Source organism: Serratia sp. M24T3, assembly GCF_000257645.1.
Lineage (GTDB): Bacteria > Pseudomonadota > Gammaproteobacteria > Enterobacterales > Enterobacteriaceae > Rouxiella.
This window is the reverse complement of sequence record NZ_AJHJ01000013.1, coordinates 17,181-35,082: the sequence shown is the minus strand read 5'-3', so window position 1 is coordinate 35,082 and position 17,902 is coordinate 17,181. Positions and strand designations below refer to the sequence as shown.

Below are 17,902 nucleotides of genomic sequence, written 5' to 3'. Positions count from 1 at the left end.
GAGGGTAAACGTTTACATTGCCTAGTTTTGCGGAAAAAGTCGGTGTCTGCAAGGGACGTAGATCGCAACTTCTCAAGCAAGCGCATTGAAACAGCGAATAAACCTCGGCAAAAGGGGCTATTTTAAGCCTTAAAGCTCGTCAGATTTTTGAAATGGCGCGTTAAGACGTTATTCACTCTTTTATGCCGATTTGTGATTTGAGTACCGCAAGCAGGATTGCTATTTTGTTAGCGATAACCATCAAATCGCAAAAAAGAGAATCATGTCAATTAAACGCTATCCGCAGCTTGCTCACTGGGGTGCCTACACGGCCGTGGTTGAAGACGGCCGCTTAGTCAGGTGTGAACCTTACTCTGCGGATGCCGACCCTTCGCCGATGCTGGCCTCTATTCCAGAACTGGTTTATTCCGACAAGCGTATTCGCAAACCTGCAGTCCGTCGTTCCTGGCTGCAAAAACGCGAAAACAGCGACCGAACCCTGCGCGGCAAAGAGGATTTTGTTGAAGTTGATTGGGATCTGGCGCTGGATTTGGTGGCTGAAGAAAATCGCCGCGTGCGCGACAGCTACGGTGCCTCCGGGATTTTCAGCGGCTCTTACGGCTGGTCATCAGCCGGACGCCTTCATCATGCCCGCTCTTTGGTGCGACGCTTTTATTTCGCCGGCGGCGGCGCTGTCGATCAGCAGGGTAACTACAGCTGGGGTTCGGCGCAGTTTTTCCTGCCTTATGTGATTGGCACCTACACGCCGCTTACTGGCAGGGTTACCACCTGGCCGAGCGTGGTTGAGCATTGCGATATTTTGCTGGCGTTCGGTGGGCTGGCGTTGAAAAATGCCCAGGTTGCCTCCGGCGGCGCGGTGGAACACACCCTGAAACCTGCGCTGGAGCAGTTGGCAAAAAAAGGCACACCGGTAATTAATATCAGCCCGATGCGCGATGACTGCCCTGAATTTGTCAATGCCGAATGGATACCTATCCGCCCGAATACCGATGTCGCATTGATGCTGGCATTAGGCTATGAGATCCAAAGAAAAGAGGCGCAGGATACTGCGTTTCTCGCCAGTCACTGCGTGGGTTATCCGCAATTGGCCGACTATCTCAACGGTGTTAAAGACGGTGTAGCGAAAACGCCTGCGTGGGCCAGTGCTATCACTGGAGTGCCTGCTGCGCGTATCGCGAAACTGGCAGACCAGCTGATTGGCGTGCGCAGTTTTATCACTTGTGCCTACGCGGTTCAGCGAGCCCATCGCGGGGAACAGCCTTACTGGATGATGATTGCGCTGTCGGCAATGTTAGGGCAAGTCGGCCTGCCGGGCGGCGGTTTTTCATTTGGTCACGGTTCGATGAACGGCGTCGGCAACCCGCGTTTTGATACGCCGGGGCCTGCGCTCAGCACGGGGCCAAACCCGTCGGGCCTGTCGATCCCGGTGGCGCGAATCAGCGATATGCTGCTTAACCCCGGAGAATCCTACGAGTTTCAGGGAGAAACCCAGACTTATCCAGACATTCATCTGGTGCATTGGGCCGGCGGCAATCCGTTCCATCACCATCAGCAGCTCAATCGGCTGGTCGAAGGCTGGCAAAAGCCCGACACGGTCATCGTGCAGGACAATGTCTGGACTCCCGCGGCCCGCATGGCCGACATTGTGCTGCCAGTGACGACATCGCTCGAGCGCAATGATATTGGTGGCTCATCGCGCGACAGATTCGTGCTGGCGATGCATCAGGCTGTTCCTGTGCAGCATCAGGCGCGAAATGATTTCGATATTTTTGCCGAACTGGCTGACAGGCTGGGATATCGCGAAGCTTACACCCAGGGGCGCGACGAAGACGCCTGGCTGCGCCTCATCTATAAGCAATGCGGGCAGGCGCAGGACGGTACCAACATTGAGTGGCCCGATTTTGAGACTTTTTGGGAGCGCGGCTACATCGAGTTGCCCAAACCGGAGAAAGACTATGTGTTCTTTGACTCGTTCCGTAAAAGTCCGCGCGCTAACCCTCTAGGCACGCAAAGCGGCAAGATTGAGCTGTACAGTCAGAAAATTGCTGACTATCACTATGAAGATTTCGCCCCTCATCCAGAATGGCAGCCGCCGATCGAGTGGCTGGGATCGCAAACGGCGAAAAAGTGGCCGCTGCACTTGATATCTATTCAGCCGAAGGACCGTTTGCACAGTCAGCTTGACCAAACATCGTTGGCGCAAAACAATAAAATCGGCGGTAAGGAAACGCTGTTTATGCATCCTGAGGACGCCGCCCAGCGCCAGCTTAAAAACGGTGATGTGGTGAAAGTCAGTAATGAGCGGGGTAGCTGTCTGGCTGGAATTTCCTTTAATGACGGTATTACCCGCAGTGTCGTACTGATGGCTACCGGGTCATGGTTCAATCCGGGATTCGGCAAAAAATGGCAGGAAACCGAGCAGTCAGGCAATCCGAATGTCCTGACGCTTGATATCGGCACATCGCGCCTGACGCAAGGGCCTAACGCCATGAGTTGCCTGGTAGAAGTATCGGCTGTTTGAATCTCACCGCTGGTTACACTTTGCGAAGCTATGTTGCGATTGGCTGCTGGAGGTTGGCTGGCCCGAGCGGCTACATTAGCAGTCCCAGAGGTATTGATTGGTGAATCATCAGCATACTTTGTGTGTTGATACCGATTACACTTGCACCAACCTACGCGGATGCGTAGGTTTTTTTTCGCCTGCATTCGTGGTGTTAACTTTTTATTCACATCTAAAGAACCTTAATATTACATCCAGTGTGGTAATTTTACAGTTGGTTGCAGTTTGCGCAGAACTCTTGCGATTGAAAGGTAGTGCATTGCGGCAGTGTTCTTTAATGTTGGTGATCCCAGAGGTATTGATTGGTGAATCATCCAACATGTTCTGCATGTTGAAACCGATTAAAATTGCACCAACCTACGCAGATGCGTAGGTTTTTTTTGCCTCAGATTTTTCTCTGATTTTTTTCTTAAACTCCCTTACCTGTCGTCAACCAAAGCCCCATTATGCTAACCTCGTTAACTGCCTGTTCTTATTCGAATAGGTTCATATAACAGGAGAACGGGATGCTCTATCGGTTGTTACACTCATTTTTTCGCGCCTTGTTTAAGGTGATATTCCGCATCAGCGTAACGCCGGAAAACGCCCAGTTCACCTATCCTAAAATGTTGCTGACCCCCAATCACGTTTCGTTTCTCGACGGCATGCTGCTGGTGCTGTTTCTGCCGATAAAACCCGTATTCGCCGTGTACTCGACTATCAACGAGAGCTGGTATATGCGCTGGTTGAGCACTTATATCGACTTTGTGCCGCTGGACCCTGCCAAACCGATGGCGATTAAACGCCTGGTGCGCGAAATCGAAAAAGGGCGACCGGTAGTCGTATTTCCTGAAGGACGTATTACCGTGACCGGCTCGTTGATGAAAATCTATGATGGCGCGGCTTTTGTTGCTGCAAAATCCCAGGCAACGGTGATCCCTATCCGCATCGATGGCGCAGAGTTCACGATTTTTAGCCGGCTTTTGGGCAGCTTCAAATTGCGCTGGTTCCCGAAAATCTCAATCAACATTCTGCCCGCGCAAACTGTGGCCATGCCAGAGGCTCCGCGCGCTCGTGACCGTCGTGTTCTCGCAGGGCAGCAGCTGCACGGCATCATGATGAACGCCCGAATGGCGACCCGCCCCCCCGAAACACTGTATCAGGCACTGCTTTCGGCGCAGACTCGCTATGGCCGCCGCAAACCCTGCATTGCCGATATCGCATTCAAAGAAGACAGCTATCAGGGGCTGTTGAAAAAATCGCTGGGCGTAAGCCGTATTTTGCAACGCTCCACCCGCGAGGGGGAGCACGTCGGCATGCTGCTGCCCAATGCTACCATCACCGCGGCGGCGATTTTCGGTGCCTCGATGCGCAACCGTATTCCTGCATTGCTTAACTACACCTCCGGCGCCAAGGGGATCAAAAGCGCGGTGAAAGCGGCGCAGATTGAAACTATCGTCACCTCGAGACAATTTTTGGAGAAGGGCAAGCTTACCCACCTGCCGGAGCAGGTCACTGAAGTCAAATGGGTTTATCTGGAAGATCTAAAAGATACGGTGACCAAGGAGGACAAACTGTGGATCTTGTTCCATCTCATTTTCCCGCGCCGCGCGATGCTCTTTCAACAGCCAGATGATGCGGCGCTGGTGCTGTTTACTTCAGGCTCCGAAGGCAATCCCAAGGGCGTAGTGCATTCACACGCTAGTCTTATCGCCAACGTCGAACAAATTCGCACGGTCGCTGATTTCACCCCGCGCGATCGCTTTATGTCAGCGTTGCCGCTGTTCCACGCTTTTGGCCTTACCGTGGGCTTATTTACCCCGTTGATGACCGGTGCGCGCGTGTTTCTTTATCCAAGCCCATTACACTACCGAATCGTGCCGGAGCTGGTTTACGACCAAAACTGTACGGTGCTGTTTGGCACCTCGACCTTCCTGGGTAACTACGCCCGCTTTGCCCATCCGTACGATTTCGCGCGCGTGCGTTATGTCGTGGCCGGTGCCGAAAAGCTTTCTGAAAGTACCAAACAAATCTGGCAAGACAAGTTTGGCCTGCGCATTCTTGAAGGTTACGGCGTGACTGAATGCGCGCCGGTTGTGGCCATCAACGTGCCAATGTCGACCAAAATCAATACCGTGGGCAAAATCCTGCCGGGTATGGAATCACGCCTGATGCCGGTGACGGGGATCGATAAAGGCGGTCGACTGCAATTACGCGGCCCTAACATCATGAAAGGCTATTTGCGCGTAGAGAATCCGGGCGTGCTTGAACTGCCGACGGCAGAAAACGCGCTGGGGGAAATTGAGCCGGGCTGGTATGACACGGGCGATATTGTCACGCTGGATGAGCAAGGTTATTGCGCTATTCGCGGTCGAGTGAAGCGTTTTGCCAAACTTGCCGGCGAAATGGTGTCGCTGGAAAACGTTGAGCTGTTGGCGCAACACGGATCTCCAGAAGCCCAGCATGCCGCCACTTCTCGCAGTGATAATGCTAAAGGGGAAGCGCTGGTGTTGTTCACCACTGACCCGCAGCTGACGCGCGATCAGCTCAGCAAAAGTGCTCGCGAGCTGGGCATTCCAGAGTTGGCCGTGCCGCGTGATATTCGCGTTATCAAAGCGCTGCCGCTGCTCGGAAGCGGAAAACCTGATTTTGTTACCCTGCGCGAAATGGCAGAAAAACCGGAGAGTAAAGCATGATTAAGCCCCTGGGGAGCAAGTTTCCCCTGATGTCCCGTGGCATGACTGCGGTTATCGTCGCGCAGTTTTTATCCGCCTTTGGTGATAACGCCTTGCTGTTCGCGACGCTGGCTCTGATCAAACAGCAGCTTTATCCCGACTGGAGCCAGCCAGTGCTGCAAATGGCCTTTGTGGCTGCCTATATTATTCTTGCGCCATTTGTTGGCCAGTTTGCCGACAGCTTTGCCAAGGGCAGGGTGATGATGTTTGCCAACGGGTTGAAACTCATTGGCGCGTTGGTGATTTGCTTTGGCTTTAACCCATTCCTGGGATACGGGCTGGTTGGCGTTGGCGCTGCGGCCTATTCTCCGGCCAAATACGGCATTCTCGGGGAAATCACCTCCGGCGATAAGCTGGTCAAGGCCAACGGTCTGATGGAGTCCTCGACCATCGCGGCAATCCTGCTGGGATCGGTCGCGGGCGGCGCTCTGGCCGACTGGCATATCACGGCGGCCCTGATGATCTGCGGGCTGGCCTATGCGGCTGCCGTGGCGGCCAACGTGTTTATTCCCAAACTCACGGCGGCACGCCCAGGGCAATCCTGGGATCCTCGCCGCATGTCATCGACCTTTTTCCACGCCTGCCGTTCACTGTGGGCCGATGCCGACACGCGTTTCTCTCTGGTTGGCACTAGCCTGTTCTGGGGAGCGGGGGTGACATTGCGATTCCTGCTGGTGCTGTGGGTGCCGGTAGCATTGGGGATTAGCGATAACACTACACCTACTCTGCTAAACGCCATGGTCGCCGTGGGGATAGTCTTTGGTGCCGGTGCTGCAGCACGCTTGATAACCCTGAAAACGGTGCAGCGTTGTCTGCCTGCGGGTATCGGCATTGGCGTTGTGGTGGTGCTATTTGCCCTGCAACATAACATGCTGAATGCTTATGTTCTGCTGGCACTGATTGGCGTGCTCGGCGGCTTCTTCGTGGTGCCATTAAATGCTCTATTGCAGCATTTAGGCAAAGAGACTGTCGGCGCGGGCAATGCGATTGCCGTGCAAAATCTTGGTGAAAATACCGCGATGCTACTGATGTTGGGGCTTTACTCGCTGGTGGTATTGGTGGGAGCGCCGGTTATTGCTATCGGCGTCGGCTTCGGCGTGGTATTCGCGCTGGCGATTGCGGCTCTATGGGCTTGGCAGATTAAACAAAAACGCAGCAGAAAGTAAAACTCCGTAGAAAAAATAAAGGGCGCTGCGTGCGCCCTTTTGCAATTCTGTAATCGCTTATGGCGCAGGAATGGTAAAGCGCTTGTGGATAGCTTCCAGTGAATTAATCACTTCTTCGTCCAGCGTCAAGTCCTGGCTGTCGATGTTAATCTTCAGCTGTTCCAGCGTGGTTGCACCCAGCAGAGTGCTGGCAACAAATGGCTGTTGGCGAACAAATGCCAGCGCCATTTGCGAAGGATCCAGATTCAGCTTTTTCGCCAATCCGACGTATTCGGCAATCGCTGCTTCCGACTGGGCTGAAGAATAACGGGTAAAGCGGCTAAACAGCGTATTACGCGCGCCTGCCGGTTTTGCGCCATTCAGATATTTGCCGCTCAGCGTACCAAATGCCAGGCTTGAGTAAGCCAACAGTTCGACCCCTTCGTGCTGGCTAATTTCCGCCAAACCAATCTCAAAGCTGCGGTTCAGCAAGCTGTAAGGGTTTTGGATGGAGACAATGCGTGGTAAATCATGTTTTTCTGCCAGTTGCAGATAACGCATCACACCCCAGGGCGTCTCGTTTGACACACCGATATAGCGGATTTTACCGGCACGCACCTGCTCGTTCAGTGCCTCGAGAGTTTCTAGCAGGGTTACCGCCGAGTTGTCTTCGCTGTAGGTGTAGCCAAGCTTGCCGAAGAAATTGGTCGGGCGCTGCGGCCAGTGTAACTGGTACAGGTCAAGGTAGTCGGTATTAAGACGTTTCAGGCTGGCATCCAGCGCCGCACGAATGTTTTTGCGGTCCAGCACCTGCCCTGGGCGAATCGACGCATCATTGCCTCGTGAAGGTCCTGCTACTTTACTGGCAAGAATAATTTTTTCACGATTACCGCGCGCCTTAATCCAACTGCCGATGTAGCTTTCAGTCAAACCCTGTGTTTCCGGACGCGGAGGGACAGGATACATTTCTGCAGTATCAATCAGGTTGATCCCTGCCGCAACGGCGTAATCAAGTTGCTGGTGAGCTTCTGCTTCACTGTTTTGTTCACCATAGGTCATGGTGCCTAATCCCAGTACGCTCACTTCTAAAGAACTGTGGGGTATACGGTGATATTGCATTGCCTGTCTTCCTTAGTGTCTGAGAATGTCTGGCTGGCGCTTGAATGTGTGGTCGTTGAACCGTGCTGCATGAGCAGGCATCGCCCTCTTATAGCCAAACAAGCGCGTATCTAAGCAGCCACGCATTATTGACTATATACAAGGGATGCCGGAGGGGGAAGAGCAAAGGAGTAAAGCGCCAGTTTTGCTACCTTGAGGTATGTGTGGGCCGGAGTAAATACTTTTCGTTTTTAAAAGCGAATTTTATCAGAGTTTATTCATTAGTAAGTTATATTTTATTTAAAATAAATTGATTTATTAAATACATATTAATATTTGTTTTAATTATTAAAATCATGAGAGTTTGTTTTGCAGTAGTAATTTGAAGTGGATCTCTATTTTGTAAAATAGTGGTGAAATATCAAGTTCGCGCTGTTTTTTTGCTTAATAAATTACTATTCTCATCGTTCTCGCTAACCAGTGCGATAGTTGTTTTTACTAAAAGTTATTATAAAGCTTAAGCCATTTATCCTCAAGGAAGGGGGAGGTGCTCATTCATGTTCAAGCCTGTCAAAAAGATTAGTATTCTTGCTGGCAATTCAAGAGTCAGTATAAATGATAATAATAACATTGATATTGAATGCCAAGTGGCAGCTTTTGAGGCTGCCCTCAAATTCGCTTATAAGATTAGAGAGGAGCAGGGGTATCTTCCAAAAATATCAGTAGCTTTCGATCATATAGGTATTTTTCGCCTTCAGTTTTTAACTGAAGGACTGACTAATTCTCAAAAACGGCATCCTCGAATAAATAATTTACATCCAACCATAAGAAAGATATACGAACCTGTTTCAGAAAAGTACCAAATACCGCTGGATAAAATAATCGCCATTCATGAGGATTCTGCCAGGCAGCATTTAATGCATATAATTTCTACTAAAGATATTTCGCAAGATATTTATCAAAGGCTTGTAACTAAAGTCCATGTTAATGAAATTATAAAAGATGATTCAATTGTTGCTCAGGCACAAAGCCTGAAATTGACTTGCGGAGCTATAACAAAAGAATATTTTGATAGAGCTGCAGGAGGAAAGAAGGATGCTCATGCATTTTTAGACGTGTTCTTTGAAGAAAGCCCCTGGTCAAAAAGCTTGATATTTGCACGCGGCATACAGTTAAGTCATTTGCTAGGTCTCAATACTGCAATTAGGTTAAATCTTGTCAGCGAAGCCGGTGAGATTAGTCGAGGAGAGATCATCTTTCCTCCAAAATTCATCAGTTCTTAAAATAAGAAATCTTATAAAGGAAAAAGAAATTGAGCAGCTGCAAGGGACCTATATATTTAGACAATATTGCAACTACCAGGATAGATCCGCAAGTGCTTGATGCCATGATTCCCTATTTAACAATCAATTATGGAAATCCTTCAAGTGAAAGCCATTCCTTGGGATGGGATGCTTCCAGTGCTGTCGAACAGGCACGGGCCGAGATTTCTAAAGCGATAAATGCTCATCATTCACATCAAATTGTGTTCACCTCAGGGGCTACTGAATCAGTAAATCTGGCAATTTGTGGTATGCAAAAAAAAGCTTCTGGCCGTCATATTATTACCTCGGCAATTGAACATAAATCGGTGCTGGAAAGTTGTGCAAGACTTGAAAGCCAAGGTATTGAAGTCACTTACTTAGCTCCACAAAGGGATGGAGTAGTATCACCTTCGGCAGTCTACGATGCAGTAAGAGATGATACCTACCTTGTGTCGATAATGGCTGCTAACAATGAAATAGGTTCCATTCAAAAAATTGAAGAAATAGGGAAAATTTGTCTCGATAAAAATGTCGTATTTCACACGGATGCCACGCAAGCGGTAGGTAAAATATACTTTGACGTTCAGGCAATGAATATTGATATGGCTTCGTTTTGCTCGCACAAGATTTACGGCCCCAAGGGTTCTGGAGCGCTGTATATAAATAATTCATTAAAAAAAATAATATTGGAACCTTTGATCGTAGGCGGAGGGCAAGAAAATGGCTTGCGTTCTGGGACTTTGAATGTTCCTGGAATTGTCGGTTTTGGGCATGCAGTAAGAATCGCAATGGAAACTCTTCAACAAGAGTCGATTAGATTAAAAGGATTAAAAAGTATTTTTCTTGAAAACATTAATGTTGATCACGATGGGTTTTGCATCAATGGTCATCATCTGGAATGCCTGCCTGGTCTATTAAATATTTCTTTTTTGGGTATTGATGCCGACTCTTTATTATTAGAGATCCCTGAAATAGCTTTATCGGCGGGATCAGCATGTAATTCGGCTGGGAGACAACCTTCCCATGTTCTTAAGGCGATCGGCCTAAGCGATGCCAACTCACGGTCAAGTGTGCGTTTGGGGTTCGGAAGGTTTAATAACGAAGAAGAAGTAAAATACGTTTGCCTGAGAATTAATGAGGTTCTAAAAAAACTTCGCAAGATGGTGCCCACGCCCTTCATCACTAAATAATTATTTAAATGGAGTTTAAAATGCGAACGACCTCAGCGCTGTTTTTATTATTTGGAACCTTATTCATGGCCGCGGGTTATGGCGCTACCTTTCTGATATCAAGCTACTTTAGTATGCAGGGAGGGAGTGACATAGACACCGGCATAGCGATGAGTTTTGCATTGATAGGCACATTGATAGGGGTACCTTTAGTCGGGTGGTTTGCCGGATTGGTTGAAGCCGCGTGGCTTGCTGCAATAGCCGCTTTGACCTTAGCGGCAGGGTTTCTGATGCTTGGCTCGTCGAGTGATAATTCCGGACACATAATCAATTTTGCCGCGTTGCTTATTGGCCTGGGATGGGGAATGTTTTATATCAGCGGGCCAATGGCATTATCAGAACGTATCAATGATTTAAATCGAGGCAGTTGGTTTACTCGTTTTAGTGCCTTCCAAATGGCAGGCATTTGTGGCGGCCCGATATTACTTACCGCAATCGTTGAACAGTCAGAAGTGAGTCTGCATTCTGCATTTAATTATGTTGGGCTTGCCGGTGTACTGGCATCTTTTTTATTGATCGTGTTTGGTGTTAAAGAAAGGCGGAGTATCCATGAGTCAGCTACCAGATCATGGGTCAAAAAATTGCCCCAAATTGGCTTAAGTAGCGCAATCAGGCCCATCATTATGGTGGGCCTGGGCGGTTGCGTATTTTCTGCGATAATGACTTTTCAAAGTTCACTGGTTGATGGTACAGGTTCACGGGCAAGCACTTTCTTTGCCGTCCACGCTGTTACAGTGGTTGTTTCCAGACTCTTATTTGCTCGCTATCTTTCTGTATTACCGCGTTTAAAACTGGTTAGTTCATTAATGCTGTGTTTAATACTCGGCGTTCTGTGCATGCTGGGGCTCAATATTCATCCGTCGTTCCAGATAATGTCTGCCGTGTTGACCGGTTTGGGATACGGACTGGTTTATCCAGTCATCCAAACCTGGGCTATCAATGAATCTGATTTAGAAAATAGGCATGCAGCACTGACCTGGTTTGTTATTTCTTATTTTGTTGGAATCTTCGGTTTTCCGGTATTTGGAGGCTGGGTATTGGTAGAAGCTGGAAAAGTGTGTTTTATAAGCCTTGTGGCGGTGATAGCCAGCCTTGAACTTGCTGTCGCTACAGTGCCCGCCATTCGCAGAACACATCCATTGTAAACACAAGTGCCGGCATAACTTCACGCCGGTGCTTAAATTTAACGGATGTTAAAGCTGCTGAATTCAATGGGTAAGGCACTCGCCAAATCAGCGTTCCATAATTTCGGTAACTTGATCGTTATTGATTTGGCGATGATTGCCTTGTTGGTCTTCATAGCTCAGTAAGCCGGTACTTTTATCAAGCTCTGGCTTGCCGTTGGTTAAAATCATATCGCCATCTTTAGTTGCCATCACATAGTCGCTCGAGCAACCTGCGAGGATAAATGCCAAAGCTATCGTACTGACGATCTTCACTGCATTTTTCATTATGTATCCCCTGGAATTGGTCATCACAGACCACTCATTTAAGATTAGCAAAAAAAGAGCATAATGCAGCGCCGAGCTTGGCTGTGGCGTGTTATTTGGTAATAAAAAGGTTTATAACCAAAAATGACGAGCCAGCAATTCACGAGTAAAACGCTTCTTTAAATAAAAGCCACGCGGCAAGGTCATGATTGGCTGGCCCATTTCCCCGATAGCCTCGGTTCTGGCCTTATTATTGGCTGCTTTAGGGCGTAGTTGCAGGAACTCGCCGTGACGAGCTGTAATACTCTCAACTTTTCCCAAAACGATAAGATCCATTAATTCTTCCCAATCCTGCCGTAGCTGCTCGTCCTCTTCTACTGATGGACTCCAAAGCAGCGGGCTGCCGATTCTGCGCACCGCCAACGGGATTTGTCGCTCGCCTTCCACAGGTATCCACAGTACGCGTGCCAGCTTGTGTCTGACGTGACTGCTTTCCCAGGTCACACCGCTATTGCCAGTTAACGGCGCCACGCAGACAAAGGTTGTCTCTAAAGGGTTGCCTGAGGCATCTATCGGAATAGTTTTGAGTTCAATGCCTATCTCCGGAAAATCTTGCTCTGGCTTGCTGCCTGCACTAGCGCCTAGATAAACTTCAAGCAACATGCCGACCCAACCTTTTTCCCTTTTCAGGTCAGGAGGGATCGCCATATTAGCCCGCTCGGCAAGCTCCCCTAAGCTATAACCTGCCAAAGACTGAGCACGGTGAAACAGGGCATGTTCATCTTGAGGTGGCTTAAGAGCGGGCAGAGGGATCGACATAAAAAAGTCTCATTTTTATTGGTCAAAAAACAAACAACCGTTCGCGTCGACAGAAAATTAAATCTCGACGCTGTGATTAACCCGAATAATAGCATGATTTGCCGCAGGTTTTTTTGTCCTTCATTCCCAATGATTAAGCTAATTTTTAGAGTTGACCACCCGTTGAAGGGCATAATGAACAGGATCTTCCACCTAGTTATCCACAGATTTGTGGGATAACCCACAATATTTGATAGCACTGTTTCCATTTACAGGCTTGACTAGGGGGTTTTTATGAGGTTTTGTCCCATATATAACCTGTAATGGGGATTTATCTGTGGATAAAATCAACATTGTGCGATCTTTCGCCACTTTAGGATCTCTGCTGGTTTCGCCTGAGGATAACACCTGTATTAAAGCGGTGGATATCTTATTATTTATATGTTTTATATGAATTTTATTTTATATTTTTGAGAGGTGCCACGCAGGTTGGAATTAGTTTTACCCCTCTTACTCTTATGTTCTTCACACACCTATCCACAGAAAAAGTGAATAAAATTGGCGTAAAACGCGAGAGGCTGTTTATAACTTCGATAATTTGACAAAGTTATCCCTGATTTCCCCATTTGAACTGAGTGATAACCAGTGGTTTACCGCCTAGTAGTAGTATGAAACAATCAGTGTATCTATGCATTTTAAGCTTATCGAGGTAGTCCGGTGATCGATGATGATGGCTACCGCCCGAATGTTGGTATCGTAATCTGTGACAAACAGGGGCAAGTGTTATGGGCCCGTCGATATGGACAGCACTCATGGCAGTTTCCGCAGGGGGGCATCAACCCCGGAGAAACGGCCGAGCAAGCCATGTATCGTGAACTGTTTGAAGAAGTGGGATTGAGTAGAAAAGACGTTCGAATCCTGGCTTCGACTCGCAACTGGTTACGCTATAAATTGCCAAAACGTTTGGTGCGTTGGGACACAAAGCCGGTCTGTATCGGCCAAAAGCAAAAATGGTTCCTTCTACAACTCATGTGTAATGATGCAGACATCAATATGCAGCGCAGCAGCACGCCCGAGTTTGATGGGTGGCGTTGGGTGAGTTTCTGGTATCCGGTTCGTCAGGTAGTGTCATTCAAACGTGACGTGTATCGCCGGGTGATGAAGGAATTTTCCACCACTGTGATGCCAATGCAGGAAGTGCCGGTTAGCCGAACACCTCCTGCTTATCGTCGTAAAAGAGGCTAAGTCACGAAGAAATGCTCACGCGGTTGCGAGAAATAGTTGAAAAGGTGGCGATGGCGTCCAGCCTGAATGATGCGCTGGATGTGCTGGTTAATGAAACCTGCATGGCGATGGACACAGAAGTGTGTTCGATCTATCTCGCTGATAACGATCGTCGTTGTTACTACCTAATGGCTACGCGAGGTTTGAAAAAGCCTCGTGGGCGAACTATCGCGCTTGCATTTGACGAAGGCATTGTCGGGTTGGTAGGCCGTCTTGCAGAGCCTATCAATCTGGCAGATGCTCAGAGCCATCCAAGCTTCAAATATATTCCGCAGGTTAAAGAAGATCTGTTCCGCTCGTTTCTGGGCGTGCCGATTATTCACCGCCGTCAGTTGCTGGGCGTTTTGGTTATTCAACAGCGCGAGCACCGTCAGTTTGACGAAAGCGAAGAGTCTTTCATGGTCACGCTGGCAACCCAGATGGCGGCGATTCTTTCGCAGGCTCAACTCAACGTGTTATACGGGCGTTTTCGTCAAACACGAGTCAAAGCACTACCTGCGTCACCCGGTGTAGCTATCGGCATCGGCTGGCAGGATAGCAATCAGCCCTCGCTCGATCACGTTTATATGGCTTCGACGCTCGACCCCATCCGCGAGCGGGAACGCCTGACGCGCGCTTTGGAAGAGGCGGGTGCCGAATTTCGTCGTTTTAGCAAACGCTTTACCGCCAGCGCACAGAAAGAAAGTGCAGCCATTTTCGATCTCTATTCTCACCTGCTTAACGATGCCAGACTCAAGCGCGAGCTTTTTGATGAAATTGATCAGGGCGCGGTGGCTGAATGGGCTGTTAAAAAGGTTGTAGAGAAGTTCGCAGCACAGTTTGCCAGCCTGCAAGATACCTATCTGCGTGAACGAGGCAGCGATTTGCGTGCTTTGGGGCAACGCCTTGTTTTCCATCTTGACGATAGCATTCAGGGTGATACCCAGTGGCCAGAGAATTTTATTCTGGTCGCAGATGAATTAACGGCCACGCTACTCGCCGAAGTTCCTCAGGAACGCCTTAAAGGTGTGGTGGTGCGTGACGGTGCAGCCAACTCTCATGCGGCAATTCTGGTACGCGCCATGGGCGTCCCGACAGTTATGGGGGCTGATATTCAGCCTTCGCTCCTCAACCAAAGGCAGCTGATTGTTGATGGTTATCGCGGCGAGCTGCTGATCGATCCTGAGCCGGTGTTGGTCAAGGAGTACCGCCGCTTAATCAGTGAAGAAATGGAACTGAGTGAGCGCGCCGAGAGCGATGTCGAACAACCGGCCAAAATGCAAAGCGGCGAGCGAGTTCAGGTGATGCTGAATGCTGGCCTAAGCGCTGACCATGAGAAATTATTCGGCGGCCGTGTCGATGGTATTGGCCTGTATCGCACGGAAATTCCTTTTATGCTGCAAAGCGGGTTTCCGTCTGAAGAGGAGCAGGTCGCGCAGTATCAGGGGATGCTTCAACTATTCCCGGCTAAACCAGTAACTTTGCGTACGCTGGACATTGGCTCCGACAAGCAGCTCCCTTACATGCCTATCAGTGAGGAGAATCCTTGCCTCGGATGGCGCGGGATCCGCATTACCCTCGACCAGCCGGAAATTTTCCTCATCCAGGTCAGAGCCATGCTGCGTGCTAATGCGGCGACGGGAAATCTTGGTATTTTGTTACCGATGATCACCAGTCTCGAAGAGATCGATGAAGCTCGCAGGCTGATTGATCGCGCCGGACGTGAGGTCGAGGAGGCGCTGGGTTACGCACAGCCAAAACCGCGTATTGGCGTGATGATTGAAGTTCCTTCGATGATTTTCATGCTGCCATCTCTTGCCGGGCGTGTGGATTTCATCTCTGTCGGTACTAATGACCTGACGCAATATTTGCTGGCCGTAGACCGCAACAATACCCGCGTCGCCGGGCTTTATGACAGCCTTCACCCAGCTATGCTGAGGGTACTGAACCAGATAGCACGCGACGGGGCGACCGCCGGTGTTGATGTTAGCCTATGCGGTGAAATGGCTGGCGATCCTATGGGGGCGCTACTGTTGGTGGGCATGGGTTATCGCAATCTGAGCATGAACGGCCGCAGCGTTGCCAGAGTCAAATATCTCCTGCGGCAGATTGATCTTGCCGATGCCCAGGAACTGGTAGCTCGCACATTACAGGCGCAGTTTACCAGCGAGGTGCGACACATGACTTCAGCATTTATGGAGCGCCGTGGCCTCGGCGGACTTATTCGCGGCGGTAAATAACGCACTAACTAGCACTTTCTGCTAGCTAAAAAGTCTTTTCACGTTAATGCATTGCATCGTGAGGAGACTTTTTTTTACAGATCTTTTCCCGCTCCGTTGGAACAGACAACTGTTCTCTTATGCTATGCTTTGCACCCTCTGGCCTTGAGTCGTTCATATTGTTACCTGTCGTGATTGAAGCTGTAGTTATGTTGGCATGCTAATACGCCGCCGAGCTGCACCCATCGCAACTCCCTCTCGGGAAGCTAATTACTGCTGGTATGATAATGATCGAGTTAAACTTTTGGCCCACAACAACTTATAATTTGTGGTGATGGATGAGTAACAGCTATCTGGCGTTTCCCAAGTTTGATCCGGTCATTTTTTCATTAGGGCCGATTTCACTTCACTGGTACGGCTTGATGTATCTGGTTGGTTTTGTTTTTGCCATGTGGCTGGCCGTCCGTCGTGCTAACAAACCCGGCAGCGGATGGAAAAAGGAAGAAGTCGAAAACCTGCTTTATGCGGGCTTCCTGGGTGTCTTTGTCGGTGGCCGAGTAGGCTATGTGCTGTTCTACAACCTGCCGTTGTTTATTGATAATCCACTATATCTGTTCAAAGTCTGGGATGGCGGCATGTCATTCCATGGCGGTTTGATTGGCGTAATTCTGGTGATGCTGTGGTTTGCACGCCGCACCAAACGCACTTTCTTCCAGGTTTCTGATTTTATTGCGCCTTTAATTCCATTTGGTCTGGGTGCTGGTCGTTTAGGTAACTTTATTAATGGCGAACTTTGGGGCCGAGTTACCACCGATGTGCCTTGGGCGATGCTGTTCCCAGGTTCTCACGATGAGGACGTGGCTATCGCGGCTGCAGATCCTAAATGGCAACCGCTGTTAAACCAATATGGCGTTCTGCCACGTCACCCTTCGCAAATTTATGAACTGTTGCTTGAAGGTGTGGTGCTGTTTATCATTCTTAACCTGTTTATCCGTAAACCGCGCCCGATGGGCAGCGTTTCTGGCCTGTTCCTGATCTTCTACGGTGCCTTCCGTATTATTGTGGAACACTTCCGCCAGCCAGACGCCCAGCTCGGTTTATTCGACGGTATCATCAGTATGGGGCAAATTCTCTCCATCCCAATGATCGTCTTTGGTATCATTATGTTCGTCTGGGCCTACCGTCGCCCGCAGAAACAATTGTCTTGAGGTAATATGAAACAGTATCTGGAATTAATGCAGCGAGTGCTTGATGAAGGCACGCCAAAAGCCGATCGTACCGGAACAGGTACTTTGTCGATTTTCGGTCATCAGATGCGTTTCAATCTGCAAGAAGGTTTTCCGCTTGTCACTACCAAGCGATGCCACCTGCGTTCAATCATTCATGAACTCCTATGGTTCCTGAAGGGTGAAACCAACATTGCTTATCTGCGTGATAACAATGTCACTATCTGGGACGAGTGGGCCGATGAAAATGGCTCCCTTGGCCCGGTTTACGGCAAGCAATGGCGTGCCTGGGGCGCACCTGACGGCAAGCAGATAGACCAGCTTGCCAATGTGGTTAACCAACTGAAGCATGATCCCAATTCCAGACGTATTATTGTTTCTGCCTGGAATGTAGGCGAGCTCGATCAAATGGCTTTGGCGCCTTGCCATGCGTTCTTCCAGTTTTACGTTGCGGACGGAAAACTGTCTTGCCAGCTCTATCAGCGTTCATGCGACGTGTTCCTCGGCTTGCCGTTTAATATCGCCAGCTATGCGCTGTTAGTGCACATGATGGCGCAGCAGTGCGACCTTGAAGTCGGTGATTTTGTCTGGACCGGTGGTGATACCCACCTTTACAGCAATCACATGGAACAGACGCATTTGCAACTGAGCCGTGAACCGCGCGCACTACCGAAATTAATCATCAAACGCAAGCCTGCCTCGCTGTTCGATTATAATTTTGAAGACTTTGAAATCGAAGGTTATGACCCGCATCCGGCTATTAAAGCGCCTGTTGCAATCTAAACTTTCTTTAACGCCCGGCTATCCTGTCGGGCAGTTTCTCTTCCTGGCCCCATATTCCTCTCCCTCTTTTTTACTCCTGTTATGTGATTTTCCAATTACTTTGTGATGCCAATGTCAGAGTTTGGAATAGAGA

General features: G+C 49.3%; 13 protein-coding genes. 10 read left to right on the top strand and 3 right to left on the bottom strand.

Features of this window, described 5'->3' with window-relative positions; translation table 11 throughout:
• The first annotated feature begins 262 nt into the window (after window positions 1-262).
• From SPM24T3_RS12290 to lplT, 3 genes are all read left to right on the top strand, one after another.
• A complete protein-coding gene (locus SPM24T3_RS12290; RefSeq protein WP_009637080.1) occupies window positions 263-2,521 on the top strand; it encodes a molybdopterin-dependent oxidoreductase in 2,259 nt (752 codons plus the stop codon).
• A 545-nt stretch (window positions 2,522-3,066) separates the two neighbouring features.
• On the top strand, window positions 3,067-5,235 hold the full coding sequence (aas, locus tag SPM24T3_RS12280; protein ID WP_037378394.1) for a bifunctional acyl-ACP--phospholipid O-acyltransferase/long-chain-fatty-acid--ACP ligase: 2,169 nt from the start codon (window positions 3,067-3,069) through the stop codon (window positions 5,233-5,235).
• The gene (gene lplT / locus SPM24T3_RS12275) at window positions 5,232-6,440 is read left to right on the top strand and encodes a lysophospholipid transporter LplT (protein WP_009637077.1); all 1,209 of its coding nucleotides are present in this window, start codon (window positions 5,232-5,234) and stop codon (window positions 6,438-6,440) included. The genes aas and lplT overlap by 4 nt, the downstream gene beginning before the upstream one ends.
• 57 nt (window positions 6,441-6,497) lie before the next feature.
• Here the strand turns inward: lplT and SPM24T3_RS12270 are convergent, their stop codons facing one another.
• A complete protein-coding gene (locus tag SPM24T3_RS12270; protein ID WP_009637076.1) occupies window positions 6,498-7,538 on the bottom strand; it encodes an NADP(H)-dependent aldo-keto reductase in 1,041 nt (346 codons plus the stop codon).
• Window positions 7,539-8,074: 536 nt separating this feature from the next.
• On the opposite strand from SPM24T3_RS12270, the gene SPM24T3_RS12265 reads away from it, so the two are divergent.
• Genes SPM24T3_RS12265 through SPM24T3_RS12255 form a run of 3 tightly spaced genes read left to right on the top strand, consistent with a single transcriptional unit; the run spans window position 8,075 to window position 11,195 of the window.
• Window positions 8,075-8,800 carry a hypothetical protein gene (locus SPM24T3_RS12265; protein WP_009637075.1) on the top strand — a complete coding sequence of 242 codons (726 nt, stop codon included), beginning with the start codon at window positions 8,075-8,077 and terminating at the stop codon, window positions 8,798-8,800.
• Window positions 8,801-8,829: 29 nt separating this feature from the next.
• Window positions 8,830-10,011 (top strand): cysteine desulfurase family protein, encoded by a 1,182-nt coding sequence (locus tag SPM24T3_RS12260; RefSeq protein WP_009637074.1) that lies wholly within the window; start codon window positions 8,830-8,832, stop codon window positions 10,009-10,011.
• A gap of 20 nt (window positions 10,012-10,031) precedes the next feature.
• A complete protein-coding gene (locus SPM24T3_RS12255) occupies window positions 10,032-11,195 on the top strand; it encodes an MFS transporter (RefSeq protein WP_009637073.1) in 1,164 nt (387 codons plus the stop codon).
• Window positions 11,196-11,282: 87 nt separating this feature from the next.
• Here SPM24T3_RS12255 and SPM24T3_RS12250 read toward each other — a convergent pair whose 3' ends face one another.
• The gene (locus SPM24T3_RS12250; RefSeq protein WP_009637072.1) at window positions 11,283-11,501 is read right to left on the bottom strand and encodes a YgdI/YgdR family lipoprotein; all 219 of its coding nucleotides are present in this window, start codon (window positions 11,499-11,501) and stop codon (window positions 11,283-11,285) included.
• A gap of 111 nt (window positions 11,502-11,612) precedes the next feature.
• Entirely contained in the window at window positions 11,613-12,299 is a 687-nt protein-coding gene (gene mutH, locus SPM24T3_RS12245) for a DNA mismatch repair endonuclease MutH (protein WP_009637071.1), read from the bottom strand.
• A gap of 696 nt (window positions 12,300-12,995) precedes the next feature.
• Here mutH and rppH point away from each other — a divergent pair.
• The 4 genes from rppH (at window position 12,996) to thyA (ending at window position 17,769) form a co-directional block, all read left to right on the top strand.
• Window positions 12,996-13,523, top strand: coding sequence for an RNA pyrophosphohydrolase (gene rppH / locus SPM24T3_RS12240; protein ID WP_009637070.1), 528 nt, complete (start codon window positions 12,996-12,998; stop codon window positions 13,521-13,523).
• An 11-nt stretch (window positions 13,524-13,534) separates the two neighbouring features.
• The gene (gene ptsP / locus SPM24T3_RS12235) at window positions 13,535-15,781 is read left to right on the top strand and encodes a phosphoenolpyruvate--protein phosphotransferase (protein ID WP_037378392.1); all 2,247 of its coding nucleotides are present in this window, start codon (window positions 13,535-13,537) and stop codon (window positions 15,779-15,781) included.
• Window positions 15,782-16,098: 317 nt separating this feature from the next.
• Window positions 16,099-16,968 carry a prolipoprotein diacylglyceryl transferase gene (gene lgt / locus SPM24T3_RS12230; protein ID WP_009637068.1) on the top strand — a complete coding sequence of 290 codons (870 nt, stop codon included), beginning with the start codon at window positions 16,099-16,101 and terminating at the stop codon, window positions 16,966-16,968.
• Window positions 16,969-16,974: 6 nt separating this feature from the next.
• Window positions 16,975-17,769, top strand: coding sequence for a thymidylate synthase (thyA, locus tag SPM24T3_RS12225; protein ID WP_009637067.1), 795 nt, complete (start codon window positions 16,975-16,977; stop codon window positions 17,767-17,769).
• Window positions 17,770-17,902: the final 133 nt, after the last annotated feature.

Bases quoted from the DNA above. Each gene is read 5' to 3' on its own strand.
- SPM24T3_RS12290 (WP_009637080.1), top strand. From the start codon at position 263: ATGTCAATTAAACGCTATCCGCAGCTTGCTCACTGGGGTGCCTACACG.
- aas (WP_037378394.1), top strand. From the start codon at position 3,067: ATGCTCTATCGGTTGTTACACTCATTTTTTCGCGCCTTGTTTAAGGTG.
- lplT (WP_009637077.1), top strand. From the start codon at position 5,232: ATGATTAAGCCCCTGGGGAGCAAGTTTCCCCTGATGTCCCGTGGCATG.
- SPM24T3_RS12270 (WP_009637076.1), bottom strand. From the start codon at position 7,538: ATGCAATATCACCGTATACCCCACAGTTCTTTAGAAGTGAGCGTACTG.
- SPM24T3_RS12265 (WP_009637075.1), top strand. From the start codon at position 8,075: ATGTTCAAGCCTGTCAAAAAGATTAGTATTCTTGCTGGCAATTCAAGA.
- SPM24T3_RS12255 (WP_009637073.1), top strand. From the start codon at position 10,032: ATGCGAACGACCTCAGCGCTGTTTTTATTATTTGGAACCTTATTCATG.
- SPM24T3_RS12250 (WP_009637072.1), bottom strand. From the start codon at position 11,501: ATGAAAAATGCAGTGAAGATCGTCAGTACGATAGCTTTGGCATTTATC.
- mutH (WP_009637071.1), bottom strand. From the start codon at position 12,299: ATGTCGATCCCTCTGCCCGCTCTTAAGCCACCTCAAGATGAACATGCC.
- ptsP (WP_037378392.1), top strand. From the start codon at position 13,535: ATGCTCACGCGGTTGCGAGAAATAGTTGAAAAGGTGGCGATGGCGTCC.
- lgt (WP_009637068.1), top strand. From the start codon at position 16,099: ATGAGTAACAGCTATCTGGCGTTTCCCAAGTTTGATCCGGTCATTTTT.
- thyA (WP_009637067.1), top strand. From the start codon at position 16,975: ATGAAACAGTATCTGGAATTAATGCAGCGAGTGCTTGATGAAGGCACG.